At 65.2% G+C, this 26318-nt stretch carries 26 protein-coding genes; 14 read left to right on the plus strand and 12 right to left on the minus strand.

The features are described 5' to 3' along the window. Positions 1-6 precede the first annotated feature (6 nt). The 9 genes from rlmH (at position 7) to lipA (ending at position 8988) form a co-directional block, all read left to right on the plus strand. On the plus strand, positions 7-474 hold the full coding sequence (gene rlmH / locus QO207_RS06015) for a 23S rRNA (pseudouridine(1915)-N(3))-methyltransferase RlmH (RefSeq protein WP_015475414.1): 468 nt from the start codon (positions 7-9) through the stop codon (positions 472-474). A 15-nt stretch (positions 475-489) separates the two neighbouring features. Beyond that, a complete protein-coding gene (gene mrdA, locus QO207_RS06020) occupies positions 490-2379 on the plus strand; it encodes a penicillin-binding protein 2 (protein ID WP_301531599.1) in 1890 nt (629 codons plus the stop codon). 44 nt (positions 2380-2423) lie between these two features. After that, complete coding sequence (rodA, locus tag QO207_RS06025) at positions 2424-3527, plus strand: rod shape-determining protein RodA (protein WP_088421436.1); 1104 nt, start codon at positions 2424-2426, stop codon at positions 3525-3527. 8 nt (positions 3528-3535) lie between these two features. Next, on the plus strand, positions 3536-4558 hold the full coding sequence (gene mltB / locus QO207_RS06030; protein WP_301531600.1) for a lytic murein transglycosylase B: 1023 nt from the start codon (positions 3536-3538) through the stop codon (positions 4556-4558). Continuing rightward, complete coding sequence (locus QO207_RS06035; RefSeq protein WP_301531601.1) at positions 4555-5598, plus strand: septal ring lytic transglycosylase RlpA family protein; 1044 nt, start codon at positions 4555-4557, stop codon at positions 5596-5598. The genes mltB and QO207_RS06035 overlap by 4 nt, the downstream gene beginning before the upstream one ends. 96 nt (positions 5599-5694) lie before the next feature. After that, a complete protein-coding gene (locus QO207_RS06040) occupies positions 5695-6852 on the plus strand; it encodes a D-alanyl-D-alanine carboxypeptidase family protein (protein ID WP_184594118.1) in 1158 nt (385 codons plus the stop codon). 191 nt (positions 6853-7043) lie between these two features. Then, positions 7044-7343: a DUF493 domain-containing protein gene (locus tag QO207_RS06045; RefSeq protein ID WP_301531602.1), complete on the plus strand. Its 300-nt coding sequence runs from the start codon at positions 7044-7046 to the stop codon at positions 7341-7343. Next, a complete protein-coding gene (lipB, locus tag QO207_RS06050) occupies positions 7343-7996 on the plus strand; it encodes a lipoyl(octanoyl) transferase LipB (RefSeq protein WP_301531603.1) in 654 nt (217 codons plus the stop codon). The genes QO207_RS06045 and lipB overlap by 1 nt, the downstream gene beginning before the upstream one ends. Continuing rightward, a complete protein-coding gene (gene lipA / locus QO207_RS06055) occupies positions 7993-8988 on the plus strand; it encodes a lipoyl synthase (RefSeq protein ID WP_301531604.1) in 996 nt (331 codons plus the stop codon). Before lipB ends, lipA begins: the two co-directional genes overlap by 4 nt. Positions 8989-9036: 48 nt before the next feature. Here the strand turns inward: lipA and QO207_RS06060 are convergent, their stop codons facing one another. From QO207_RS06060 to arfA, 3 genes are all read right to left on the minus strand, one after another. After that, positions 9037-10299 (minus strand): lytic murein transglycosylase, encoded by a 1263-nt coding sequence (locus QO207_RS06060; protein ID WP_301531605.1) that lies wholly within the window; start codon positions 10297-10299, stop codon positions 9037-9039. Positions 10300-10551: 252 nt separating this feature from the next. Beyond that, positions 10552-10851, minus strand: a complete 300-nt coding sequence (locus QO207_RS06065; RefSeq protein ID WP_301531606.1) for a hypothetical protein — start codon at positions 10849-10851, stop codon at positions 10552-10554. 71 nt (positions 10852-10922) lie between these two features. Continuing rightward, positions 10923-11075 carry an alternative ribosome rescue factor ArfA gene (arfA, locus tag QO207_RS06070; protein ID WP_301531607.1) on the minus strand — a complete coding sequence of 51 codons (153 nt, stop codon included), beginning with the start codon at positions 11073-11075 and terminating at the stop codon, positions 10923-10925. A 182-nt stretch (positions 11076-11257) separates the two neighbouring features. On the opposite strand from arfA, the gene QO207_RS06075 reads away from it, so the two are divergent. Together QO207_RS06075 and QO207_RS06080 are read left to right on the plus strand one after the other, a co-directional pair. Beyond that, the gene (locus QO207_RS06075) at positions 11258-11608 is read left to right on the plus strand and encodes a YciI family protein (protein WP_301531608.1); all 351 of its coding nucleotides are present in this window, start codon (positions 11258-11260) and stop codon (positions 11606-11608) included. A gap of 294 nt (positions 11609-11902) precedes the next feature. Then, positions 11903-13135 carry an MFS transporter gene (locus QO207_RS06080; protein ID WP_301531609.1) on the plus strand — a complete coding sequence of 411 codons (1233 nt, stop codon included), beginning with the start codon at positions 11903-11905 and terminating at the stop codon, positions 13133-13135. A 162-nt stretch (positions 13136-13297) separates the two neighbouring features. On the opposite strand, the gene holA is transcribed toward QO207_RS06080, so the two are convergent. The 3 genes from holA to leuS all read right to left on the minus strand — a co-directional run bounded on the left by holA (position 13298) and on the right by leuS (position 17688). Further along, positions 13298-14335, minus strand: a complete 1038-nt coding sequence (holA, locus tag QO207_RS06085) for a DNA polymerase III subunit delta (RefSeq protein WP_301531610.1) — start codon at positions 14333-14335, stop codon at positions 13298-13300. Positions 14336-14371: 36 nt separating this feature from the next. Then, positions 14372-14986 carry an LPS assembly lipoprotein LptE gene (gene lptE / locus QO207_RS06090; protein WP_301531611.1) on the minus strand — a complete coding sequence of 205 codons (615 nt, stop codon included), beginning with the start codon at positions 14984-14986 and terminating at the stop codon, positions 14372-14374. 80 nt (positions 14987-15066) lie between these two features. Next, positions 15067-17688 carry a leucine--tRNA ligase gene (leuS, locus tag QO207_RS06095; RefSeq protein WP_301531612.1) on the minus strand — a complete coding sequence of 874 codons (2622 nt, stop codon included), beginning with the start codon at positions 17686-17688 and terminating at the stop codon, positions 15067-15069. Positions 17689-17923: 235 nt separating this feature from the next. Between leuS and QO207_RS06100 the strand changes: the two genes are divergently transcribed. Next, positions 17924-18355 (plus strand): hypothetical protein, encoded by a 432-nt coding sequence (locus QO207_RS06100; RefSeq protein ID WP_301531613.1) that lies wholly within the window; start codon positions 17924-17926, stop codon positions 18353-18355. A 45-nt stretch (positions 18356-18400) separates the two neighbouring features. After that, positions 18401-19162, plus strand: a complete 762-nt coding sequence (locus QO207_RS06105) for a YdcF family protein (RefSeq protein ID WP_301531614.1) — start codon at positions 18401-18403, stop codon at positions 19160-19162. A 138-nt stretch (positions 19163-19300) separates the two neighbouring features. On the opposite strand, the gene lnt is transcribed toward QO207_RS06105, so the two are convergent. The 5 genes from lnt to miaB form a co-directional block, all read right to left on the minus strand. Continuing rightward, entirely contained in the window at positions 19301-20833 is a 1533-nt protein-coding gene (gene lnt / locus QO207_RS06110) for an apolipoprotein N-acyltransferase (protein ID WP_301531615.1), read from the minus strand. A gap of 421 nt (positions 20834-21254) precedes the next feature. Beyond that, entirely contained in the window at positions 21255-22094 is an 840-nt protein-coding gene (locus QO207_RS06115; RefSeq protein WP_301531616.1) for an HlyC/CorC family transporter, read from the minus strand. A 20-nt stretch (positions 22095-22114) separates the two neighbouring features. Next, positions 22115-22576, minus strand: coding sequence for an rRNA maturation RNase YbeY (ybeY, locus tag QO207_RS06120; RefSeq protein ID WP_301531617.1), 462 nt, complete (start codon positions 22574-22576; stop codon positions 22115-22117). Beyond that, positions 22569-23573, minus strand: a complete 1005-nt coding sequence (locus tag QO207_RS06125) for a PhoH family protein (RefSeq protein WP_301531618.1) — start codon at positions 23571-23573, stop codon at positions 22569-22571. Before QO207_RS06125 ends, ybeY begins: the two co-directional genes overlap by 8 nt. Positions 23574-23698: 125 nt before the next feature. Further along, positions 23699-25036, minus strand: coding sequence for a tRNA (N6-isopentenyl adenosine(37)-C2)-methylthiotransferase MiaB (gene miaB, locus QO207_RS06130; protein WP_301531619.1), 1338 nt, complete (start codon positions 25034-25036; stop codon positions 23699-23701). Positions 25037-25172: 136 nt separating this feature from the next. Between miaB and QO207_RS06135 the strand changes: the two genes are divergently transcribed. After that, positions 25173-25505 carry a DUF1820 family protein gene (locus QO207_RS06135; RefSeq protein ID WP_301531620.1) on the plus strand — a complete coding sequence of 111 codons (333 nt, stop codon included), beginning with the start codon at positions 25173-25175 and terminating at the stop codon, positions 25503-25505. A gap of 88 nt (positions 25506-25593) precedes the next feature. Here QO207_RS06135 and QO207_RS06140 read toward each other — a convergent pair whose 3' ends face one another. Further along, positions 25594-26136 carry a tetratricopeptide repeat protein gene (locus tag QO207_RS06140; protein ID WP_301531621.1) on the minus strand — a complete coding sequence of 181 codons (543 nt, stop codon included), beginning with the start codon at positions 26134-26136 and terminating at the stop codon, positions 25594-25596. Between the last annotated feature and the right edge of the window lie 182 nt (positions 26137-26318).

Consider the following 26318-nt stretch of genomic DNA (forward strand, 5'->3'; position numbering starts at 1 on the left):
CCTGTCGTGCGTCTGCGTCTGATCGCGGTCGGCTCGCGCATGCCGCGCTGGGTGGAAGAGGGCTGGGCGGAGTACGTCAAGCGCCTGCCCTCGGAGCTGTCCCTGGAGCTGGTGGAAATCCCGTTGAACACGCGCGGCAAGAATGCCGACGTGGCACGGCTGATCCGCCAGGAAGGCGAGGCCATGCTGAGCAAGGTCCAGCCTGGGGAACGCATCGTCACCCTGGAAGTCGAAGGCAAGCCCTGGAGCACCCCCCAGCTGGCGCAGGAACTCGACCGCTGGCGCCTGGACGCGCGCACCGTCAACCTCATGGTCGGCGGGCCGGAAGGCCTGGCGCCGGAGGTCTGCGCGCGTAGCGAACAGCGCTGGTCGCTGTCGCCGCTGACCCTGCCGCACCCGCTGGTGCGGATCCTGGTCGGCGAGCAGATCTACCGCGCCTGGACGGTCCTGTCCGGGCACCCCTACCACAAGTAGTCGTAGCCGCTTTCGATGCCGCAGCCGATACAGCTCAAGGACCACGAGAAGGACGCCCGTCAGGTCCGTACCCGCGTCATCGTCGGCGGGGTGGCGATCTTCCTGCTCGCGCTGGTGCTGGTTGCGCGCATGTTCCATCTGCAGGTGACGCAGTACGACTATCACTCGACGCTGTCGGAGAACAACCGCGTCCACGTGCAGCCGATTCCGCCCAATCGCGGGCTGATCTTCGACCGCAACGGGGTGATCATCGCCGACAACCGCCCCAGCTTCAGCCTGACCATCACCCGCGAGCGCACCGAGAACCTGCAGGAAACGCTCAAGACCCTGGTGGATATCCTCGGCCTCACCGAGGAAGACAAGGCCATCTTCGAGAAGCGCATGAAGCAGGGTCGCCGGCCGTTCGAGCCGGTGCCGATCATGTTCGAGCTGTCCGAGGAGCAGATCGCCCGCATTGCGGTCAACCAGTACCGCCTCAATGGCGTGGACGTGGCCGCGCAGTTCGTCCGCCACTACCCGCTGGGCGAACACTTCGCCCACTCGGTCGGTTACGTCGGGCGGATCAACGAGGCGGAGCTGAAGAAGCTCGACCCGGTGGCCTATTCCGGCACCCACCACATCGGCAAGACCGGCGTGGAAAAGTTCTACGAGGACTCGCTGCACGGCACCGTGGGCTACGAGGAAGTCGAGACCAACGCCCGTGGCCGCGTCCTGCGCGTGCTCAAGCGCACCGAGCCGATTTCCGGCCGCGACATCGTGCTGAGCATCGACAGCAAGCTGCAGGCTGCCGCCGAGACCGCACTGGCCGGCCGCCGTGGCGCCATCGTGGCGATCCAGCCGTCCACCGGCGATGTGCTGGCGATGGTCAGCCAGCCGAGTTATGACCCGAACCTGTTCGTCACCGGCATCAGCTTCAAGGATTACGCAGCCCTGCGCGATTCCGAGGACCGCCCGCTGTACAACCGCGTACTGCGCGGCCTGTACCCGCCGGGCTCGACGGTGAAGCCGGCGGTGGCCATCGCCGGTCTCGATGCCGGTGTGGTGACCCCGGCGAGCCGGGTGTTCGACCCCGGCTACTACCAGTTGCCGAACTACGACCACAAGTACCGCAACTGGAACCGCATGGGCGACGGCTGGGTGAACCTGGAAACCGCGATCATGCGCTCCAACGACACCTACTTCTACGACCTGGCGCATAAGCTGGGGATCGACCGCCTGCACGACTACATGAGCGAGTTCGGCTTCGGCCAGCGCGTCGCCCTGGACATGTACGGCGAGGCCGAAGGCCTGATGCCCTCGCGCCAGTGGAAGCGCGCGGTGCGCCGGCAGGTCTGGTACCCCGGCGAGACGCTGATCCTCGGCATCGGCCAGGGCTACATGCAATCCACGCCGCTGCAGCTGGCGCAGATGGTCGCGCTGATCGCCAACAAGGGTAAGTGGATTCGTCCACACCTGGCCAAGACCATCGACGGCAAGCCGCCAACCGACCCCGATCCGATGCCGAACATCCTGCTCAAGGACCCGAACAACTGGAACCTGGTGGACAACGGCATGCAGCAGGTGGTCCACGGCGCCCGCGGCACCGCGCACCGGGTCGGCGCCACGGCCGCCTATCGGATCGCCGGCAAGTCCGGTACCGCGCAGGTGGTGGCGATCAAGCAGGGCGAGAAATACGATCGCTCCAAGCTCAACGAGCGTCACCGCGACCACGCGCTGTTCGTCGGCTTTGCCCCGGCGGACAACCCGCAGATCGCCGTGGCGGTGATGGTGGAGAACGGCGAGTCCGGCTCCGGCGTCGCCGCCCCCGTACTCAAGCAGGTGCTCGATGCCTGGCTGCTCGACGAGAGCGGCAAGCTCAAGCCCGAATACGCACCGCAGACCACGGCGGAGGCGCCCAGACCATGACCATGAACGGCAATTTCGACCGCACCCTGTCCAACGAGGACGTGATGAAGCGGCGCTCCAGCCTGCTGCAGCGTCTGCACATCGATGGCCTGCTGCTCCTGCTGCTGCTGACCCTGGGCTCGGCCGGCCTGTTCGTCCTGTATTCCGCCAGCGGCAAGAGCTGGGACCTGCTGATCAAGCAGGCGTCGTCCTTCGGCATGGGCCTGGGCGCGATGTTCGTGCTGGCGCAGATCGAGCCGCGCTTCCTCGCGCGCTGGGTGCCGCTGGGCTACCTGATCGGCGTCGCCCTGCTGGTGGTGGTGGACGTGATGGGCCACAACGCCATGGGCGCCACCCGCTGGATCAACATCCCCGGGGTGATCCGCTTCCAGCCGGCGGAATTCATGAAGCTGCTGATGCCCATGACCATCGCATGGTACCTGTCCAAGCGCTCGCTGCCGCCCGGCTTCAAGCACAGCGTGGTGGGCCTGGCGCTGATCGTGGTGCCCTTCGTGCTGATCCTCAAGCAGCCGGACCTGGGTACCGCCATGCTGGTGCTGGCCTCCGGCGCCTTCGTGCTGTTCGTCGGCGGCCTGCGCTGGCGCTGGATCATCATGGCGGTATCGGCGGCGGTGCCGGTCGCGGTGGGCATGTGGTACTTCGTCATGCACGACTACCAGAAGCAGCGCGTACTGACCTTCCTCGACCCGGAAAGCGACCCGCTGGGCAGCGGCTGGAACATCATCCAGTCAAAAGCGGCCATCGGTTCCGGCGGCGTATTCGGCAAGGGCTGGCTGCTCGGCACGCAGTCCCATCTGGATTTTTTGCCCGAAAGCCATACGGACTTTATCATTGCGGTGCTCGGCGAAGAGTTCGGCCTGGTCGGGGTATGCCTCCTGCTGGTGCTGTACCTGCTGGTGATCTACCGGGGGCTGGTGATCACCGCTCAGGCCCAGACGCTGTTCGGCAAGCTGCTTGCCGGCAGTATCACCATGACCTTCTTCGTGTATGTATTCGTCAACATTGGTATGGTCAGCGGATTGTTGCCAGTGGTGGGGGTACCGCTGCCCTTCATTAGTTACGGCGGAACTTCGCTGGTGACCCTGATGTCAGGGTTCGGCGTCTTGATGTCGATCCACACCCATCGGAAGTGGATCGCCCAGGTTTGATGACAAGAGTGAAGAAAGGAATGCAAGTACTGCGCGCCTGGGCTTCCAGGGGGGTGCATTGGGTCGGAATCGCGGGGGCGATCGGCATGTCCGGTGCTGCCCATGCGGGCGACTACGATGGTTCGCCCCAGGTGGCCGAGTTCGTCAGCGAGATGACCCGTGACTACGGCTTCGCCGGCGAACAGCTCATGGGCCTCTTCCACGATGTGGAGCGCAAGCAGTCCATCCTCGACGCCATTTCCCGCCCGGCCGAGCGGGTGAAGACCTGGAAGGAATACCGGCCGATCTTCGTCACCGACGCGCGCATCAACCGCGGCGTGGACTTCTGGAACCAGAATGCCGAGGCCCTGGCCCGCGCCGAGCAGGAATACGGCGTGCCGGCCCAGTACATAGTCTCGATCATCGGCGTGGAGACCTTCTTCGGCCGCAATACCGGCAACTTCAAGGTGATGGACGCACTGTCCACCCTGGGCTTCGACTACCCGCCGCGCGCCGAATTCTTCCGCAAGGAGCTCAAGCAGTTCCTCCTGCTGGCCCGCGAGCAGCAGGTCGACCCGCTCAGCCTGACCGGCTCCTACGCCGGCGCCATGGGCCTGCCGCAGTTCATGCCGAGCAGCTTCCGCGCCTACGCCGTGGACTTCGACGGCGACGGCCACATCAATATCTGGAGCGACCCCACCGATGCCATCGGCAGCGTCGCCAACTACTTCAAGCAGCACGGCTGGCACACCGGCGAGCCGGTGGTGTCGCAGGCCGAGATCGGCACCTCGACCGCCGAGGACGCCCTGACCCAGGGCCTGGACCCGCAGATGAACCTCGGTCAGCTGCGTGCCCAGGGCTGGCGCACCCACGACGTGATCCGCGATGACCTGATGGTGACCGCCATGCGCCTGGAAGGTGCCCAGGGCACCGAGTACTGGGTCGGCCTGCCGAACTTCTACGTGATCACCCGTTACAACCGCAGCGCCATGTACGCCATGGCGGTCCATCAGCTGGCCGGCGAGATCGCCAAGGCACGAGGTGTCCATTGAACAAGCGAATCGCAAGTCCCGGCCTCTGGTCGCTGGCCGCCTGCGTTGGCCTGAGCACCGTGTTCCTCGCCAGCTGTACCGGCAACCGCGCGCCGCAACAGCAGCAGCCGGTGGCCAGCAGCGGCATTTCCGGGCCCTATGACTACAACCGCCCGCACCGCGACGGCGCGCCCTGGTGGGACGTCGACGTCTCGCGCATCCCCGATGCCGTGCCGATGCCGCACAACGGGCCGTTCAAGAACAACCCCTACACCGTGCTGGGCAAGACCTACTACCCGCTGAACAACGCGAGCGCGTACAACGTCGTCGGCACCGCCTCCTGGTACGGCACCAAGTTCCACGGCCAGGCCACCGCCAACGGCGAGCAGTACGACCTGTACGGCATGACCGCCGCGCACAAGACCCTGCCGCTGCCCAGCTACGTGCGCGTCACCAACCTGGACAACGGCAAGAGCGTCATCGTCCGCGTCAACGACCGCGGCCCGTTCTACTCCGACCGGGTGATCGACCTGTCCTTCGCCGCCGCCAAGAAGCTCGGCTACGCCGAGACTGGCACCGCCCACGTCAAGGTCGAGGGCATCGACCCGGATCGCTGGTGGGCCGCGCAGAACAAGCAGCCGCCGATGATCATGGCCCTGCCGAAGATGGCTACACCGCCCGCTGCCGCGCCGGCGTCCGGCGTGCAGACGCAGGGTGTGGCCATGGCCCAGCCGATCGAAACCTACACCCCGCCGCCTGCGCAGCACGCAGCGCCCATGGCGCCGGTCCAGATCGACTCAAAAAAAAACGCTTCATTACCAGCCGATGGCCTGTATCTCCAGGTGGGTGCCTTCGCCAACCCGGACGCTGCGGAACTTCTCAAGGAGAAGGTCGGCGGCCTGACGGGGGCGAAATCCTTTATCAGCTCGGTCGTGGTCAACCAGCAGACCTTGTACCGGGTACGCCTGGGGCCGATCGGAACGCCGGTTGAAGCAAGCCGGATGCAGGACAGCATCCGCGTGGCCAATCTTGGCCAACCCAAGCTCGTGCGCCTGGACTGAGATTCCACCGCACGCGCCGCAGCGGCACGCAGAGGCCGCGGCAACGAGTGTCCCCCCAGGGGATTGTTTGACCATTAGTGAACCCCAGAGAGACGGATGAACATCTTCAACTTCGCCAAACGCCTGTCCTTGCTCGTGTTGTTCAGCGCCCCCGTGGCTAGCTGGGCAGCGGAAGTCGTTCCAGCCGCCCCGCAGCTCGCCGCCAAGGCCTGGGTGCTGATGGACGGCGCCAGCGGCAACATCCTGGTCGAGAACGCCGGTGACGAGCGCCTGCCGCCCGCCAGCCTGACCAAGCTGATGACCGCCTACATCGCCACCAAGGAAATCGAAGGCGGCCGCATCGCCGAATCCGACCTGGTTACCGTCAGCGAACACGCCTGGCGCACCGGTGGTTCGCGCATGTTCATCAAGGTCGGCTCCCAGGTATCGGTGAGCGACCTGCTGCACGGCATCATCATCCAGTCCGGCAACGACGCCTCGGTCGCCCTGGCCGAGCACATCGCCGGCAGCGAAGACGCCTTCGCCGACATGATGAACACCACCGCGCAGAAGCTGGGCATGAGCAATTCCCACTTCATGGACGCCACCGGCCTGCCCAACCCGGACCACTACTCGTCCGCCAAGGACATGGCGATCCTGGCCCGCGCCATCATCTACGGCGAGCCGACCCACTACGCCATCTACGCGCAGAAAGAGTTCTTCTGGAACAACATCAAGCAGCCCAACCGCAACCTGCTGCTGTGGCGCGACAAGACCGTCGACGGCCTGAAGACCGGCCACACCGACGAAGCCGGCTACTGCCTGGTGGCTTCCGCCGTGCGTGACGGCCAGCGCATGATCGCCGTGGTGTTCGGCACCAACAGCGAGCAGGCCCGCGCCGCCGAGACCCAGAAGCTGCTGACCTACGGCTTCCGCTTCTTCGAATCGCAGACCTTCTACAAGAAGGGCGCCGAGCTGACCAAGGCCATGGTCTGGAAAGGCTCCGAGCACGAAGTCAAAGCCGGCCTGTCCGAAGACCTGACCATGACCGTGCCGCGCGGCCAGCTCAAGCAGCTGCAGGCCAACATGGTCGTCGAGCCGAACCTGATGGCGCCGATCCAGCAGGGCCAGGTGATCGGCAAGGTCGAGGTCAAGCTGGGTGACAAGGTCGTCCGCACCTCCGACCTGGTCGCACTGAACGCTGTGGAAGAGGGCGGCTTCTTCCGCCGTATCTGGGATAGCATCCGCCTGTTCTTCTACGGTCTGTTCAACTGACCGCCGATCCCGGTCTTGCACTTTTGTATACAAGACCGGGATTGACCTGCCCGCGCGGTCGCAAACTCGGGTAAAATGCCCCGCCTGCGACTGCACGGTCCCCCCGTGGCCCGGCAGCCGTCGTCCGATCCACCCGGAGCGTCCCCATCCCGGACGCTCATGCGGAGGCGGGCCACCCGCCCGCGAATGCCATGACTGATACCCCCGAATCCATCGACACCAGCGAACAGCCCGCACCGAAGATCGAGTTCCCCTGCGAACGCTACCCGATCAAGGTCATCGGCGACGCCGGCGAAGGCTTCCCCGACCTGGTCGTCGAAGTCATCCAGCGCCACGCTCCGGATCTCGACATCACCACCCTGGTCACCCGTGACAGCCGCAACGGCCGCTTTCTCTCCGTGCAACTGCTGATCACCGCGACCGGCGTCGACCAACTGCAGAACATCCATAAAGACCTGCGCGCCACCGGCCGCGTCCACATGGTGCTCTGATGGGCGAAACGCTGGGCTTTCGTGAGCTGGGCATCCTCCCTTACGAGCCGACCTGGCACGCCATGCAGCGCTTCACCGCCGAGCGCGGCCCGGTCACGCCCGATGAAGTCTGGCTGCTCGAACACGAACGCGTGTTCACCCAGGGCCAGGCCGGCAAGGCCGAACACGTGCTGTTTCCCGGCGACATCCCGGTGGTCCAGGTGGACCGCGGCGGCCAGGTGACCTACCACGGCCCCGGCCAGCTGGTGGCTTACCTGATGCTCGACGTGCGCCGCTCGGGCATCGGCGTGCGCGACCTGGTTTCGCGCATCGAGCAGAGCCTCATCGGCCTGCTCGACAGCTACGGCGTCAACGCTGTGTCCAAACCCGACGCTCCGGGCGTCTATGTGGACGGCGCGAAGATCGCATCCCTCGGCCTGCGCATCCGCAACGGCCGCTCCTTCCATGGCCTGGCCCTGAATGTGGACATGGACCTGGAACCCTTTCGACGCATCAATCCCTGCGGTTACGCAGGCATGGCCATGACCCAGCTGACCCAGCTGGCCGGCCCCATCGCATTGGCCGATGTGCGCGAGCGCCTGCGTGGCGAGCTCGTCGAACGCCTTGGCTACGCGGCACAGAAGACCCTAACGGGCGGGATCCAACCCAGATGAGCACTGTTGTGGAGAATGCAGGTACCGCTGCCCCGGCCGCAAAGCCTGGCAAGGTCGAAGTCGGCGTCAAGCTGCGCGGCGCCGAGAAGGTCGCGCGCATTCCGGTGAAGATCATCCCCACCGACGAATTGCCGAAGAAGCCCGACTGGATTCGCGTGCGCATCCCGGTCTCCCCCGAGGTCGACCGCATCAAGCAACTGCTGCGCAAGCACAAGCTGCACAGCGTCTGCGAAGAAGCCTCCTGCCCGAACCTGGGCGAGTGCTTCTCCGGCGGTACCGCCACCTTCATGATCATGGGCGACATCTGCACCCGCCGCTGCCCGTTCTGCGACGTCGGCCACGGCCGTCCGAAACCGCTGGATACCGATGAGCCGACCAACCTGGCCATCGCCATCGCCGACCTGCGCCTGAAGTACGTGGTGATCACCTCGGTAGACCGCGACGACCTGCGCGACGGCGGCGCCCAGCACTTCGCCGACTGCCTGCGTGAAATCCGCAAGCTGTCCCCCGGCGTGCAGCTGGAAACCCTGGTCCCGGACTACCGCGGCCGCATGGACATCGCCCTGGAAATCACCGCCAACGAGCCGCCGGACGTGTTCAACCACAACCTGGAAACCGTCCCGCGCCTGTACAAGTCCTCGCGTCCGGGCTCCGATTTCGAGTGGTCGCTCGACCTGCTGCAGAAGTTCAAGCAGATGGTCCCCCACGTACCGACCAAGTCCGGCCTGATGCTCGGCCTGGGCGAGACCGACGAGGAAGTCATCGAAGTCATGCACCGCATGCGCGAGCACGACATCGACATGCTGACCCTCGGCCAGTACCTGCAGCCCTCGCGCAACCACCTGCCGGTGCAGCGCTTCGTCCACCCGGACACCTTCGCCTGGTTCGCCGAGGAAGGCGCGAAGATGGGCTTCAAGAACGTCGCTTCCGGCCCGCTGGTACGCTCCTCGTACCATGCCGACCAGCAGGCGCACGGGACCAAGATCGGCTGAACAGCTGGTCCTTGAATTGAAAAAGGCGCCTTGGGGCGCCTTTTTCATTCAGGTCTTCTGTCGGAGCAGGCCCAGCAAGTCCTGCGTGGGGTAGCCGTCCGCCGGCGAGCCGACCGATTGCTGGAAGGCGCGGATCGCCTTGCGCGTATTGGCGCCGATGATTCCGTCCGCAGTGCCCGGCTGGTAACCGCGCTTGACCAGCAGCTCCTGCAGCTCGATACGTTCCGAGCGGCTCAGCGGCGTTTCGCCTACCGGCCAGCTTCCCGCCAGCTGTCCGCCGCCCTTGAAGCTGTCAGCCAGCAGGCCAACGGCCAGGGCGTAGGACGTCGAGTTGTTGTACTTGAGGATGGCGCGGAAGTTGTCCGTCACCAGGAAGGCAGGGCCGCGATAGCCGGCCGGCAGCAGCAGCGAAACGCTGGCTTGCGGGTCGCTGGGCAGGTTCCCGCTGGCCACCTTGATGCCCTGGCGCAACCACTCGTTCATCGGCTTGCGGATGTCCATGTCGGCCTGGGCGTAGTCGAAGCCCTGCGGCAGACGCACCTCGAAGCCCCAGCTCTGGCCGCGTTGCCAGCCGGAAGTCTTCAGGTAGTTGGCGGTGGAGGCGAGGGCATCGGGGGAAGAGCCCCAGATATCGCGCCGGCCGTCGCCGTCGAAGTCCACGGCGTAGCGGTTGTAGGTGGTCGGGATGAACTGGGTCTGGCCCATGGCGCCGGCCCAGGAGCCGATCATGTTGGCCGGCGGTACATCGCCGTGCTGGATGATCTGCAGCGCGGCGATCAACTGGTCGCGGCCGAAGTCAGGGCGACGGCCCTCGTAGGCCAGGGTTGCCAGGGAGCGGATGACGTTCTTGCTGCCCATCTGCTGGCCGAAGTTGCTTTCCATGCCCCAGATCGCCACCACGGCCTCGCGCTCGACGCCATAGGTGCTGTCGATGCGTTGCAGGACCTCGGCGTTCTGCAGCAAACGATCCTGGCCGTTGCGTACTCGCGCGGGGGAGACGGCGCTTTCCAGGTACTGCCAGACCGGGCGGGTGAACTCGGGCTGGCTGCGGTCGGCGGTGACGACCGAATCGTCAGGTTCGATGCCGGAGAAGGCAGCGTCAAAGACTTCGGCACGGATACCGGCGGCCAGTGCCTGGGCGCGGAAGCCATCGCGCCATTGGGCGAAGCTTTGCGTCGGCTGCACGTGCTCTGCCGCGGCGCCCTTGGGCGGCGGCTCGGTGCAGGAAGTCAGCAGGCCGAACGAGATCAGGGACAGGGTGACGGCGAGCAGGCAGCGTTGGCCGACAACAGATGAAACAGGCTTGCGCATTGCTCTCCTCGGGAACTGGCAGGGGAGGGGCCACCATACCATGGCCACTGTGACGCGTCTGCGTTGAGGGCGGACGAAGGGTTTGCAGATTCGATGGCGCTGGCTGGGGAAAATTCCCGGTGTAGAGAGGCGCCCGTCGAGTGGTTCACTGATGGGAGCGGATTTATCCGCGATCCGTCGGACACCCGAGGCACGCCTGGGCCATCGCGGACGAAGTCCGCTCCTACGCAGAGGGTGGCGTCGCGCGCCGGTTCACTGCTTCGGCTTCGCGCCGGTTTCCTGGTCGACCTTGGGCGCGCTCTGGTTCAGTTCCTTGAGCATGTCGTCATAGGCGGCGCAGTCGTCGGGGCGCTGTTCGCTGGAGCGGGACTTGTTCATCTCGGCGAGCTTCTGGTTGAGCTTCTGTGCGCGCTGGGGATCGCTGCGGGTGACTTCGGTGACCTTGGCGGCGACCTGCTTGCCCTTGGCTTCGGCTTCCTGGTCGGAGCAGAACGCATGGGCGGAAAGGCTGAAGGGTAGGGCGAGGATGGCGACTAGCAGGGGCGCTTTCATGGTGGACCTCCAGGGCTTGGCTGTCCGGTTGAAAACGAAAGGGCGGGGGTGGTTCAGGTTTTCTGAGGTTTTCAGGCCGCCAGAAGCGAAGAAGCCTCCCAATTTCGGGAGGCTTCGCGGCGGTAGCTGCCTTTGCCTTTGAGCGGCTGTTCCTGGCGGGTGCGGAACAGTGGTTGCGCGACCAGGGACTTGGCCTTGTTCGGCCGTTTGGATTTCTTCGCCATCTGTCTTTACCTCGTCTGGCTTGCCTCGTGGCTACCGGCCCAGTGCCGGCGCGCGCATCTTCCGCCTATCTGGCACGCTTGTCCATGCCACTGGTCTACCGGCGGGCGGGCCAGGGCCGGCGTGCCGCTTTCGGGGCTACGCTGGGTCGACGGAGCTTTCTGACGGAGCGAGGACAAGGGTGATGAAGTTTCTTTGCATGATCTACTTCGACGAGCGCAAGGCGGCGGAACTGCCGGAGGCCGAGCTGCGCGGCATAGTCGATGAGTGCATGACCTACAGCGAGCAGTTGCGCCGCAGCGGCAACTACATTGCCGCCAATGCGCTGCTGCCGACGGCTACCGGGCGGACGCTGCGCGGGCAGGGCGACAAGTTGGCGGCGACCGACGGGCCGTTTGCCGAAACCCGCGAGCAACTGGGCGGCTTCTACCTGATCGAGGCGCAGAGCCTGGAGGAGGCCGAGCGCATCGCCGCGAAGATTCCGCCGGGGCGGCTGGGGTGTGTGGAGGTACGCCAGGTGCGCGATTGGGAGTGAACCGGCTGCGGCGGTGCCGTGCGATTCGTTTGCAAGCTCGCTCCTACAGATACCGGGAACACTGGCTCTTCGTAGGAGCGAGCTTGCTCGCGAAGCGGGCCATGGGGTTGGCCGGCGTATACCCATTCCGGGTCATACGCCCTACGGGCCGCCTGCGACGCTTTGTCGCAAATTTTGTAACAGACCTTTTCAGTTCCACGGCTGTGGCGCGTACTGGAGCTCGGCTAGCTTAATAGCTGGCTAACTATCGCTCCGGCGTGCAGGGACCGCGGCGCCGCTGGCTGGAGATACGTCATGCAGCAATGGTCCCCGACTCAGCGCAACGTGGTGATCGCTTCGGTGCTCGCCTGGACGCTGGATGCTTTCGACTTCTTCCTCCTGGTCTTCGTCCTTACCGATATCGCCCAGACTTTTCACGTCGATCTGCCACAGGTGTCGTTGGCGATTCTGCTGACCCTGGCGGTGCGGCCCATCGGTGCGCTGCTGTTCGGCCGCGCGGCCGAACGCTATGGGCGGCGGCCGGTGCTGATGATCAATATCCTGATCTATTCGCTGCTGGAGCTGGCTTCGGCGTTTTCGCCGAACCTGACGACCTTCCTGATCCTGCGGGTGGTCTACGGCGTGGCCATGGGCGGCATCTGGGGCGTGGCTTCGTCGCTGGCGATGGAGACCATCCCGGAGCGCTCGCGCGGCATGGTCTCCGGGCTGTTCCAGGCCGGCTACCCGGCGGGCTACCTGATCGCTTCGATCATCTACGGGCTGTTCTTCGAGGTGCTGGGCTGGCGCGGGATGTTCATTGTCGGTTGCCTGCCGGTGGTGCTGGTGGCGTTCATCTGGTTCAAGGTGCCGGAGTCGCCGATCTGGCTGGCGGCACGCGAGCGCAAGGACTCGACGCCGCTGTGGCCGGTGATCCGCAGCCAGTGGCAGCTGTGCCTGTATGCGGTGCTGCTGATGGCCTGCTTCAACTTCTTCAGCCATGGCACGCAGGACCTCTACCCGACCTTCCTGAAGGTGCAGCATGGCTTCGATCCGCACACGGTGAGCCTGATCGCGGTGGCCTACAACATTGCGGCGATCCTCGGCGGCATCCTGTTCGGCAGTCTGTCCGAGCGCATCGGGCGTAAGAAGGCGATCATCGCCGGCTCTCTGCTGGCGCTGCCGGTGCTGCCGCTGTGGGCTTTCAGCCATGGGGCGGTGGCGCTGGGCGTCGGCGCATTTCTCATGCAGTTCATGGTGCAGGGCGCGTGGGGCGTGATTCCGGCTTACCTCAACGAACTGGCGCCGGTGGGCACCCGCGCGGTGTTGCCGGGGTTCGTCTATCAGTTGGGCAACCTGATCGCTTCGGTGAACGCGCCGCTGCAGGCGGAGATTGCCAAGAGCTACAGCTATGGCACGGCGATGGCGATTGTCGCCGGCACCGTGGCGGTGCTCATTTGCGTGCTGATCAGTACGGGGCGGGATACTCGCGGGGTGGCGCTGGATCGGGCCGAAGGGCAGACGCGTCGGGCGGCGCCGATGCGCTCGTGAGGGGGAGTGACGCGGGTTCGCGAGCAAGCTCGCTCCTACAGGGAGCTCCGCCCATGTGCCCGCTGATTCGTAGGGCGTATAACGCGCCAGCGTTATACGCCGGGAGAGTTGTCGGCGGATAACCTGTTCCAGGTTATCCGCCCTACGGGGGCAGCGTAGGCGTCAGGCAGCGGGCAGGTTGATGCGCTGGCCGGCGACCAGCAGGGCGAGGCGGGCGAGGCTGGCCCAGACGTTGCCGGCGGCCTGGCCCTTGATCTGTGCGTCGATCAGTTGGGCGTCCTGGAGCATCTGGTTCCAGCGCGGCGCGGTGTGGCGTTGCAGGGCCTTGCTCATCAGCGGGCGGCGCTTGTCCCAGATCGGTGGGCGGGCCTGGCTGAAGGCCTTGTCCAGTGGCACACCCTGGCTGAACTGCTGGGCGAGGCTGGCGAGCACGCGGATTTCCCGGGCCAGGGCCCAGAGGATCACCGGTGGTTCGACGCCTTCGCCGCGCAGGCCTTCAAGCATGCGCAGGCAGTGGGCGGCTTCGCCATTCAAGGCGGCATCGATCAGGCCGAACACGTCAAAGCGCGCGCTGTCGGCAACGGCTGCCTGCACGGTGTCGACGTCAATCTGCTGGCCTTCGGCGAGCAGCTTGAGCTTTTCGATTTCCTGGGCGGCGGCCAGCAGGTTGCCTTCGACGCGCGCGGCGATCAGGTCAACCGCTTCCTGGCTGGCGGCGAGGCCGGCCTGGGACAGGCGCTGGCGAATCCACTGCGGCAACTGGTGGGCGTCGATGGGCCAGATCTGGATGAACTGGGCGACGTCGCCGTCGATCAGGGCCTTGGCCCACTTGGTCTTCTGCGTGCTGCCGTCGAGCTTGGGCAGGCTGACCAGCAGGACGGTGTCTTCCGGCGGGCGCTTGAGGTATTCCTGAAGAATGGCGCCACCCTTGTCGCCGGGCTTGCCCGAGGGCAGGCGTAGCTCGATCAGGCGCTTTTCAGCGAACAGCGAGAGGCTGGCGCCGGCTTCGAGCAGCTGGCCCCAGTCGAAGTTGGCTTCGGCGTTGAACACCTGGCGTTCGCCGAAATCGCGCTGGCGACAGGCCGCGCGAATGGCGTCGCAGGCTTCCTGGCAGAGCAGCGGCTCGTCGCCGCTGACTACGTAGACGGAAGCCAGGTTGCCTTGCAGGTGCTTGGCGAGTTGTCCGGGATTGAGCTTCATGATGAAGAAGGGGCCGGTTTTGCCGGCCCCTGTCTCTTATTGCGCTTTCGGGAATTCGATCGGCGACTGCTGCGGCTCGGCCTTGCGGGCCTCGTCGGCGGCCTTCGCCGCGTCGGCCTCAGCCTTGGCCTTGGCTTCTGCCTTGGCTTGCAGGTCATCCAGCTGGGCCGGAGTGATGATCTGCAGGCGCATGGCCATCTGCTGGACCAGGTCGCGGCGCATCTCGTTGCGGATCTGCTCGGCTTCCTGGTCGGAACCGATCAGGTTGTTCTCGTCCTGGACGTAGACCTTGCGCACCTGCACCTGGCCATTCATCAGCAGCAGGTTGTCGCTGCCGCGGATTTCGTAATCCAGGGTGTTGGTCAGCTGGTTTTCCGCACTACGCGCCGAACTGGTGTAGCTGACGGTCCGCTGGGTCACGTTCTCGCTGGCGAGAATGACGTGGTACGGCGCACGGGAAACGACCTTCACGCCGCTGCCTTCGAGCACCTGCTGGAGCTGCTTGACGGTGTCGCCATAGGCGTTGCGCGCCGTCAGGTCGATTTCCTTGAGCGCAAAGTTCGTATCGCCCATGCCGCGCAGGTGGAAGCCGCAGGCGGTCAGCACGCTGGCCAGGCCGATCAGCGCGAGGCTGGTCAGGATACGTTTCATCAAGCTTCCCTCACTCCTGTTGATCCAATATGCCCGTGGCGAAGGTGCCACGGGCGAATAGGTCTTTTCCAGCGTTGTTTTCAGTTGGCGACGATGTTGACCAGCTTGCCCGGTACCACGATCACCTTGCGGATGGTCAGGCCGTCGGTGAAGCGCAGCACGTTCTCGTTGGCGCGGGCGGCGGCTTCAACCTCTTCGCGGCTGGCGCTGGCGGGCATGTCGATGTGGCCGCGCAGCTTGCCGTTGACCTGTACCACCAGTTGCAGGCTGTCCTGCACCAGGGCAGCTTCGTCGACTTGTGGCCAGCTGGCGTCGATGACGGCGCCGTCCTTGCCCAGCTCCTGCCAGACCACGTGGCAGATGTGCGGGGTGATCGGGGCGAGCAGCAGGGTGACGGTCTCCAGGCCTTCCTGCAGCAGGGCGCGGTCGGCGGCGGAGTCGGTCGGGGCCTTTTCCAGCACGTTCATCAGGGTCATCACGGCAGCGATGGCGGTGTTGAACTTGTGGTGCTGGCCGACGTCCTGGCTGGCCTGGCGGATGGCCAGGTGGATGGCGCGGTGAATGGCCTTCTGCGCGTCGTCCAGGGCGGACTTGTCCACGGCACCGGCCGGGCCTGCGTTGACGTGGGCCTGGGCCAGGCGCCAGACGCGGCGCAGGAAGCGGTTGGCGCCTTCGATGCCGGAGTCGGACCATTCGCAGCTCATGTCCGGCGGCGAGGCGAACATCATGAACAGGCGGCAGGTGTCGGCGCCGTAGGCGTCGATCATGGCCTGCGGGTCCACGCCGTTGTTCTTGGACTTGGACATCTTCTCGGTGCCGCCGATTTCCACCGGCAGGCCGTCGGTCTTCAGGCGCGCGCCGATGACCTTGGCCTTGGCATCACGCTCGACTTCGACGTCGGCGGGGTTGAACCACTCTTTGCCGCCGTTCGCGGCGACGCGGTAGTAGGTCTCGGCGACCACCATGCCCTGGGTCAGCAGGTTCTTGAACGGCTCGTCGGAGTCGATCAGGCCTTCGTCGCGCATCAGCTTGTGGAAGAAGCGCGCGTAGAGCAGGTGGAGGATGGCGTGCTCGATGCCGCCGATGTACTGGTCGACCGGCAGCCAGTAGTTGGCAGCCTTCTTGTCCAGCATGCCTTCCTCGAACTGCGGGCAGGCGTAGCGGGCGAAGTACCAGGACGACTCGACGAAGGTGTCCATGGTGTCGGTTTCGCGCTTGGCCGGCTGGCCGCATTTCGGGCAGCTGCATTCGTAGAACGACGGCAGCTTGGCCAGGGGCGAGCCGGCGCCGTCCGGCACCACGTCTTCGGGCAGGACTACCGGCAGCTGGTCGGCCGGGACCGGCACGTCGCCGCAGGTATCGCAATGGATGATCGGGATCGGGCAGCCCCAGTAGCGCTGGCGGCTGATGCCCCAGTCGCGCAGGCGGAACTGCGTGCGCTGCTGGCCGAGGCTCTTGGCGGCGAGGTCGGCGCCGATGGCGTCGAATGCAGCCTGGTAGCCGAGGCCGTCGTACTTGCCGGAGTTGACGGTGATGACGCTCTCGTCCTTCAGGCCGTACCACTCTTTCCAGGTGCCGGCTTCGAAGTCGTTGTCGCCTTCTGCCTTGGCGATGACCTGGACGATCGGCAGGCCGTACTTGTTGGAGAACTCGAAATCGCGCTCGTCGTGACCCGGCACGGCCATCACGGCGCCTTCGCCGTAGGTCATCAGGACGTAGTTGGCGATCCACACCGGCAGCTTGTCGCCGGTCAGCGGGTGCTCGACGAACAGGGAAGTGGCGACGCCTTTCTTCTCCTGGGTGGCGATGTCGGCTTCGGCAACGCCGCCGCGCTTGCACTCGTCGATGAACGCCTGCAGCGACGGATCGCGCTCGGCGGCCAGGGTGGCCAGCGGATGCTCGGCGGCCACGGCGACGTAGGTAGCGCCCATCAGGGTGTCCGGGCGGGTGGTGAAGACCTTCAGCTGGCCGGCTTCACCAATGGAAGCCTGGTCATAGGGGAAGGCGATCTCCATGCCTCGGGACTTGCCGATCCAGTTGCGCTGCATGGTCTTGACCTGTTCCGGCCAGCCCGGCAGGTCGTCGAGGCTGGACAGCAGCTCTTCGGCGTAGGCGGTGATCTTGAAGTAGTACATCGGGATTTCGCGCTTTTCGATCAGCGCGCCCGAACGCCAGCCACGGCCGTCGATGACCTGCTCGTTGGCCAGTACGGTCTGGTCGGCCGGGTCCCAGTTCACGGTACCGTTCTTGCGGTAGATCACGCCTTTTTCGAACAGGCGGGTGAACAGCCACTGTTCCCAGCGGTAGTAGTCCGGCTTGCAGGTGGTGACTTCGCGGGACCAGTCGATCGCCAGGCCCAGGCTGTTGAGCTGGGACTTCATGTAGGCGATGTTGTCGTAGGTCCAGGCCGCCGGGGCGACGTTGTTCTTCATGGCGGCGTTTTCCGCCGGCATGCCGAAGGCGTCCCAGCCCATCGGCTGCAGGACGTTCTTGCCCTGCATGCGGTGGTAGCGGCTGATCACGTCACCGATGGTGTAGTTGCGCACGTGCCCCATGTGTAGCTTGCCGCTCGGATACGGGAACATCGACAGGCAGTAGAACTTCTCCTTGCCGGCGACTTCGTCGACGCGGAAGGAGTTGTGTTCGTTCCAGAAGTTCTGGGCCTGGGATTCGATCTCGAGAGGCTGGTATTGCTCGTGCATGGCGCGATTTGAACCTGTACGGAAGATAATTGTGCGGCCGGGGAGGTCGAGTGGCCCTCCGCTTCGCCGACCCCTGAGAAAGCACGGGCCGGGCGGCTACAGAAAGCCTCGTAGCATACATGACCCCACCCCCAGCCGGTAGCCCGCGCCGTTTGTCGCACGCTCGGCCCGCGCTGGAGCGGACCGCTAAGCTTTGCCTGAAGGCGGGAGGTTTCCGCCTGTCTTGAGGTGACTGATGGCTGAGCTGCATCGCGCAAGTGCTTCGGGTTCCGGTCTGTATGAACGGTTGCTGCAACGGCTCGCGCTGGCCCTGGATGAGGCCGATACCGCCGAGCGATTACGTGACGAATGCCCCGTGGAACTGGAGTTGCGCGGTTTGAGCAGTGCGGAGATGGAGCTGATCCGGGCTTATCTCGACCAGGATGTGAACTGGCTGCGCGGCTGGCATGCCGCCGCGGAGGAGCTTGCCCTGCTGGAGCGTGCGCCCAACCGCGCGCCGCGCCCGGCCCGTCATCCGGTGCCGCCCAGCCGCCCGCGCCTGGTGCCGCGACCGCAGCAGCTGCAATGCGCGCTCTGCGGAGCGCCGGTGGCCTGGAGTCGCACCCAGGGCGTGCTGCCCTGCAATTCCTGTGGATCCCAGCTGTTCCGCAACGCGAAGGCGCGCTGACATCCCCTCCATCCGTTAGGCTTGGCGCTCGACAAGGAGTCGCCAATGCCCATCCGCTTCATTCTCAAACAGATTTTCATGCCGCCGGGACTGCTGCTTCTGCTGTTGCTGCTGGGCTTCGTGCTGCGCCGGCGTTATCCGCGTTTTTCCATCGCCTGCTTCTTTTCCGGTTTCCTCGGCCTGCTGCTGATGAGCCTGCCGGTGACCGTGGAGTGGGGCGCACGCCAGCTGGAGCCGCAGGAGGCGTTGAAGCAGGCCGAGTGGGCGACCCTGGCGCAGCGTGCCGATGCCATCGTGGTGCTGGGCGCCGGGCGGGTGCGCGGTGATCGCGCCTGGGACGAGGACCAGCCTGGCCTGATGGCCCGCGAGCGCATCCGCTATGCCGCGCGGCTGGCCAAGGCCAGCGGCCTGCCGGTGCTGATGTCCGGCGGCCTGCATTACGGCACGCCGCCTTCGGAGGCGCGGATCATGGCCCGCAGCCTGCTGGACGATTACGGCGTGCCGGCGCGCTGGGAAGAAGGCCGCAGCCGCACGACCTGGGAGAATGCGCAGTTCAGCGCGCAGGTGCTGCATGAGGCCGGAATCAGGCGGGTGGTAGTGGTCACCAGCGCCATTCACATGCCGCGCTCGGTCTGGAGTTTCGAGAAGGCCGGCTTCGAGGTCGTACCGGCGCCGGCGGGCTATATCGGCACGGACGATGCCGTGCCCCTGGGCGGCTGGCTGCCGGACGGGCGCTCGATCTGGCAGAGCGGGCAGCTGCTCAACGAGGCGATCGGGCTGGTCGGGTATCGGTTGTTCTACCGTTAGTGGGCTTTTGTAGGAGCGGACTCCGTCCGCGATGATATCCGGCGCGATGCGGGCCTATCGCGGACGGAGTCCGCTCCTACGGGAGTTTCTCGGCACGCGAACGAAAAAGGGCCTCACGATGAGGCCCTTTTTCATGGGTCAGCCGAACAGCCGGCGCTCTTCCGGATGCGTCCGGCGGCGTACCAGCGCCCAGACCATCAGCACCGCACTGAGGATCGCCAGCGGCCAGACGCGCCACTTCAGGTAGGGCGTCAGGCCCTGCATCGGGACGACTTCGCCGTGCAGAACGCCCTGCTGGAACTGCGGAATCTGCACCGCCAGCTTGCCGAACGGGTCGATCAGCGCAGTGACGCCGTTGTTGGTGCCGCGCACCATCCAACGGCCGGCTTCGAGGGCGCGCATCTGCGCCATCTGCAGGTGCTGCAGCGGGCCGATGGACTTGCCGAACCAGGTGTCGTTGCTGATGGTCAGCAACAGTTGGCTCTGCGCCGCCAGTTCAGCGGCGAACTCCGGGTAGACCACTTCGTAGCAGATGAACGGCGCCACGCTGTAGCCCTTGGCCTTGAGCAGCGGCTGGTCGGCCGGGCCGCGGGCAAAGTCGGACATCGGCAGGTCGAAGAAGGCGATCAGCCCGCGCAGCACATCCTGCAGCGGGACGTACTCGCCGAAGGGCACCAGCTTCTGCTTGAGGTAGTTGCCGCTGCCTTCGCCGACCACGGTGATGCCGTTGTAGTAGCGCACGCCGTCGGTAGTCTTCTCGCGCACCGGCACGCCGGTGATCAACGCGGCCTTCTTGGCAGTGGCGACGCCGTTGATCATTTCCAGGTAGCCGGTGGCCTGGTCCTTGAGCACGGGCACGGCGGTTTCCGGCCAGACGATCAGGTCGAAGCCGTTCTGCTCGGCGGTCAGGTCGCGGTACAGCTCCAGCTGGTGGGTGATGGCCTTGGGGTCCCACTTCATTTCCTGGGCGATGTTGCCCTGGATGGCAGCGACCTTGAGCGGCGTGCCGGCCGGGGTGGTCCAGGCGTGGCCCTTGTAGAACAGGCCGACGGCCCAGGGCGCGATCAGCAGGAGCAGGCCGGCGACCAGGCGGCCGGGGCGGCGGCTCAGCGCCGGGAGGTTGATGATCAGCGCGGCGGAGAGGGCGATGCCGAACGACACTAGCCACACGCCGCCCAGCGGGGCGAGGCCGGCGAGCGGGCCGTCCAGTTGGCTGTAGCCGGCGTAGAGCCAGGGGAAGCCGGTGAGGAACCAGCTGCGGAACAGCTCCAGCACCACCCACAGGGCGGCGAACGCCAGGGCGTCACTGACCGGAGCGTTGTTGCGGCGGAAGAACTTCGCCCAGACCCAGGCCGGCAGGCCGAAGAAGAACGCCACGCCAGCGCTGAAGCCGATCACCAGGAAGGCGGCGAGCGGCCCGGAGGCGCCGCCGAAGTCGTGGATGCTGAAGTAGATCCAGCTGGTGCCGGCGATGAAGGCGCCAAAGCCGTACCACCAACCACGCCACAGCGCCGAGCGCGGGGTCGTGCCGCGCAGGCCGAGGTAGAACAGGGCCAGCGACAGCACCGCCAGCGGCCAGTAGCCGTACGGGGCCAGGGTCAGCGGCGTGAGCGCGCCGGCGGCCAGGGCGAGCAAATGGCCTGGCAGGCCGGGGCGGGTGATCCAGCGCATCGGGAATCCTTGTGGCGGTTAAGCGATGCGCAAGAGTAATGGAGAGATGAACGGTAGGCTATGGGGATGCAAGCCAAAAGCCATGAGCTGACTGCGGCGGGATGTTGCAGGGCAGGGAGGGTTTGGGTGTGGGAATTATCCGGAGGGATACACGCAAGCCTGTAGGAGCAACTGACTTCTTCTGAAAGTCTCTGCCGGGGTTTTCCCTCTCCCTAACCCTCTCCCTGAAGGGAGAGGGGACTGAACGGCATCAAGCGGAACTCCGTGCCTCCCGGCCATGCCTGGCGGCTCCCTCTCCCTTCGGAGCGGGGCGCGCAGCCAGGGCGGGGGAGAGGGCAGATCCCAACGCAGGACTATCTGGTAGGAGCGGACTGGGTCCGCGATCGCGGGCATGGCCCGCTCCTACAGGGTGCGCGGTGGCTCAGTCCTGCAGCGGGGTCAGGCGCAGCAGGTGCAGCCGGCGGCTGTCCGCGTTGAGCACGCGGAAGCGGAAGCCGCCCAGTTCGGTGGTCTCGTTGCGCTTGGGCAGGTGGCCGAAGGCGCTCATCACCACGCCGCCGACGGTATCGAATTCCTCGTCGGAGAAGTCCGCGCCGAAGAAGTCGTTGAAGGCCTCCACCGGGGTCAGCGCCTTGACGATGAAGTCACCGCTGGGCAGCGGCTTGATGTAGCTGTCTTCCTCGACGTCGTGTTCGTCCTCGATGTCGCCGACGATCTGCTCCAGCACGTCCTCGATGGTCACCAGCCCGGCGACGCCGCCGTACTCGTCGATGACGATGGCCATGTGGTTACGGTTGGCGCGGAACTCGCGCAGCAGCACGTTCAGGCGCTTGGACTCGGGCACGAAGGTGGCCGGGCGCAGCAGGTCCTTGATGTTGAAGGCGTGATTCTGGTCGTGAAGGACCAGCGGCAGCAGGTCCTTGGCCAGCAGCACGCCCATGATGTCGTCCAGGCTCTCGCCGATCACCGGATAGCGCGAGTGCGCCGCTTCGATGATGGCGGGGAGGAAGTCGACGGGCTTCTGCGTCGACTTGATGGAGATCATCTGCGAACGCGGGATCATGATGTCGCGAACCTGGAGGTCCGCTACCTGGATCGCGCCTTCGACTATGGCCAGCGCTTCGCTGTCCAGCAGCTTGTTGTCATGGGCTTCGCGCAGGAGTTCAAGCAGCTCCTGGCGGTTTCTCGGCTCATGGGCAAAAGCCTGGGTGATCTTGTCCAACCACGACTTGTGCCCATTGCTCGATCGGTCTTCGCTCATCTTTCCTTGCTCGTTGGCTTTTATTCTTCGTCGGCCGCGTACGGGTCGGGGTGACCCAATTCAGCCAGCAATTCGCGTTCCAAGCCTTCCATTTCCTCGGCTTCGGCATCTTCGATGTGATCGTAGCCGAGCAGATGGAGACAGCCATGGATGACCAGGTGGGCCCAGTGGGCCTCGGCGGACTTGCCCTGTTCGGCGGCTTCGCGGGTGACTACGGGGGCGCAGATCACCAGGTCGCCGAGCAGCGGGATGTCCAGCAGTTCATCGGGAACGTCGGCGGGGAAGGACAGTACGTTGGTGGCGTAGTCCTTGTGTCGCCAGGTCTTGTTCAGTTCGCGCCCTTCAGGTTCGTCCACCAGGCGGATGGTCAGTTCCGAATCATTCTGGCGCTGACGCAGGGCCAGTTCGCACCATTTTCGAAACTGCGCTTCGCTGGGCAGGCCAGGCGCTTCGGAGGCCAGCTGCAGGTCCAGTTCAAGCATGCTTGTTGCCCTGGCCTTCGGCGTTGCCGTGCAGACGGTTCTCGTAGTTGTCGTAGGCGTCGACGATGCGCTGCACCAGCGGGTGGCGCACGACGTCCTTGGACTTGAAGTGGGTGAAGCTGATGCCGGGCACGTCGCGCAGCACTTCCATCACGTGCTTGAGGCCCGAGCGCGTGCCCTTGGGCAGGTCGACCTGGGTGACGTCGCCGGTGATCACCGCGGTGGAGCCGAAGCCGATCCGGGTGAGGAACATCTTCATCTGTTCCATCGTGGTGTTCTGGCTTTCGTCGAGGATGATGAAGCTGTTGCTCAGCGTGCGGCCGCGCATGTAGGCCAGCGGCGCGACTTCGATCACCTGGCGTTCGATCAGCTTGGCCACGGTCTCGAAGCCGAGCATCTCGTACAGCGCGTCGTACAGTGGGCGCAGGTAGGGGTCGATCTTCTGCGACAGGTCGCCGGGCAGGAAGCCGAGTTTCTCGCCGGCCTCGACTGCCGGGCGCACCAGCAGGATGCGGCGAATCTGCTCGCGCTCCAGGGCGTCCACGGCGCAGGCCACGGCAAGGTAGGTCTTGCCGGTGCCGGCCGGGCCGATGCCGAAGTTGATGTCGTGGTCGAGGATCGCCTTGACGTAGCGCTGCTGGTTGGCGCCGCGCGGGCGGATGTGCGCCTGGCGGGTCTTGAGCGTTACCAGCGGGCCGACGGGCTCGACGGCGAGGTCTTCCAGGCCGGACTCCTGCAGGAACAGGTGGACCATGTCGGGGGTCAGCTCGGTGCCGTTCTGCACTTCGCGGTAGAGGCGCTTGAGCAGGTTTTCGGCCGCTTGGGTGCGCTCGGCGTCACCGACCAGTTCGAACTGGTTGCCGCGGTTGCGGATCTCGATGCCGAGGCGCTTCTCGATCTGGTGCAGGTGTTCGTCGAACTGACCGCACAGGTTGGCGAAGCTGCGGGCCTCGAAGGGCTCGAGCATGAAACGATGGATATCCAGGGGGGCGTTCAAGGTGTTGTCTAAGTCGCCGTGCTGCAAAGGGAGTTGGTCGAAGAATAACCCCAGGCGACTGAGTACGAAAGTTCAGTCGCCATCGGGATCGTCAACGGTCGGTTGTCAGTGACGTGTTTCCACAGTCAGTGAAGCGCTTCCACCAGGGTGGCACGCAGGGAGTTGGGCAGTGCTTCGTAGATTTCCACGTCGACGAACTGGCCGATCAGGCGCGGGTTGTCGCAGCGGAAGTTGACCACGCGGTTGTTCTCGGTGCGGCCCTGCAGCTGGCCAGGGTCGCGCTTGGCGTAGTCAGTGACGAGGATGCGCTGAATGGTGCCGACCATCCGTCGGCTGATCTCGAAGCCCTGGTGATTGAGGCGGCTGTTGAGCGTCAGCAGGCGCTGCTTCTTCACTTCGTCCGGGGTGTCGTCCACCAGGTCGGCAGCCGGTGTGCCCGGGCGCGAGCTGTAGATGAAGGAGAAGGAGTAGTCGAAGCCGACATTCTCCACCAGCTTCAGGGTCTGCTCGAAGTCCTTCTCGGTCTCGCCGGGGAAGCCGATGATGAAGTCCGAACTGATGCAGATGTCCGGCACCGCGGCCTTCAGCTTGCGGATGCGCGACTTGAACTCCAGCGCCGTGTGGTTGCGCTTCATCGCCGCCAGGATGCGGTCGGAGCCGGCCTGCACCGGCAGGTGGACGAACTTCACCAGCTGCGGCACTTCGGCGTGGGCGGCGATCAGCGAGTCGGAGAATTCCAGCGGGTGCGAGGTGGTGTAGCGGATGCGCTCGATGCCATCGACCTCGGCCACCACGCGGATCAGCTCGGCAAAGTCGGCGATGCGTCCGTCATGGGTCGGGCCGCGGTAGCCGTTGACGTTCTGGCCGAGCAGGGTGACTTCCTTCACGCCGTTCTCGGCCAGGTGGATCACCTCGGCGAGCACATCATCGAACGGCCGGCTGACTTCCTCGCCGCGGGTGTAGGGCACCACGCAGAAGGTGCAGTACTTGCTGCAACCTTCCATCACCGAGACGAAGGCGGTGGGGCCGTCGACGCGGGGCTCGGGCAGGCGGTCGAACTTCTCGATCTCCGGGAAGGACACGTCCACCTGCGGTTTGCGCGTGGTGCGGGCGGCGTCAATCATCTCCGGCAGGCGGTGCAGGGTTTGCGGGCCGAACACCACGTCGACGTAGGGTGCGCGCTCGCGAATCGCCGCGCCTTCCTGGCTGGCCACGCAGCCACCGACGCCGATCACCAGGTTCGGGTTCTGCTGCTTCAGCGTGCGCCAGGCGCCCAGCTCGGAGAACACCTTCTCCTGGGCCTTCTCGCGGATCGAACAGGTGTTGAGCAGGATGACGTCGGCGTCTTCGGCCTTCTCGGTGATTTCCATGGCCTGGTGCTCACCCAGCAGGTCGGCCATGCGCGAGCTGTCGTACTCGTTCATCTGGCAGCCGTGGGTCTGGATGAAAAGCTTCTTGGCCATGGAACCTGTCTTGTTCTGGTTAAAAAATGACCGCGCATTATAAGCCCCGAGGCAGGTGTCTACCAGCGGCGGGCTTGAAGCGCGGCTCTCTGTGCTATGCTGCGTGCCCTTTTTGCAAAGCTGTCATCCTTCGTTCATGAGCAAGCGCGAGAACCCGATCTACAAGGTGGTCTTCCTCAACCAGGGCCAGGTGTACGAGATGTACGCCAAGCAGATCTACCAGAGCGATCTGTGGGGCTTCCTGGAGATCGAGGAGTTCGTCTTCGGCGAGCGCACCCAGGTGGTGGTGGACCCCAGCGAGGAGAAGCTCAAGGCGCAGTTCGACGGCGTCATCCGCAGCTTCGTGCCCCTGCATTCGATCATCCGCATCGACGAAGTGGAGCGCCTGGGCACCGCGAAGATCAGCGACGCCAAGCCCAGCGGCAACGTGATGCCGTTCCCCATGCCGATGCCGGATAAGAACAGCTGAAGGCTTCAGGCGGCAGGCTGCAGGCGAAAAGAAAGAGCTGGAGCCTTGCGTGGCGCCCAAGCTCTTGGCCTGTAGCCTGTAGCCGCTCTCAGGGCAGCGGCGAGAACGGCGAGTTGCCGGCGGTCTGCAGTTCGATCAGGTAGTTGCGGAAGATCTGCCCGAGCACCTTGGTGGCGATGTCCAGCTCGTCCTTGTTCATCTGCTCGGCGACCAGGTCGGCGCTGTCCATGGCGTCTTCGGCGCCGTTGACCGCGGCCATCTTCAGCACGATGTAGGCCTGTACGTTGTTGGCCTTCACGCCTTCGCCACGGAAGAACATGGTGCCCAGGCGCAGCTGTGCGTCAGCGTGGCCTTGCAGCGAAGCCTTTTCGTACCAGTGCAGGGCGGCCTGGAAGTCGCGCGGCGCGCGTTCACCGGTGTAGAAGAACTCCCCCAGTTCGAACTGGGCCTGCGCATCGCCGCTGTTGGCGGCCTGCTGGCAACTGGCGAGGGCCTGCTGCAACTGTTCGGGCACGGTGTTCAGGGTGCAGCGTCCGGTGGCTGGAATCAGCAGCGAGTTGCCGCCCGCCTGAGTGAACAGGGGCAGCGCAAGCAGCAGGCAGCCCAGCAGGGCGCGACCGGAACGGTACATGGGGGACAACGGCCTCCAGAATCGAGGGCGGGCATGGCCCGGCCAGCGAAATGCGCCGGCCTTCACATTATGAAATAAGCAGGCGCTTCCTTACAAAGTCTTTACCTTCTTTTCTGTTCTTTCGTCAGAAGGCAGCGACAGCGGATGCTCGGCGTAAAGTACGAATAAAGCGCTGAAAGTAC

Source organism: Pseudomonas sp. CAN1 (assembly GCF_030462585.1).
GTDB lineage: Bacteria > Pseudomonadota > Gammaproteobacteria > Pseudomonadales > Pseudomonadaceae > Pseudomonas.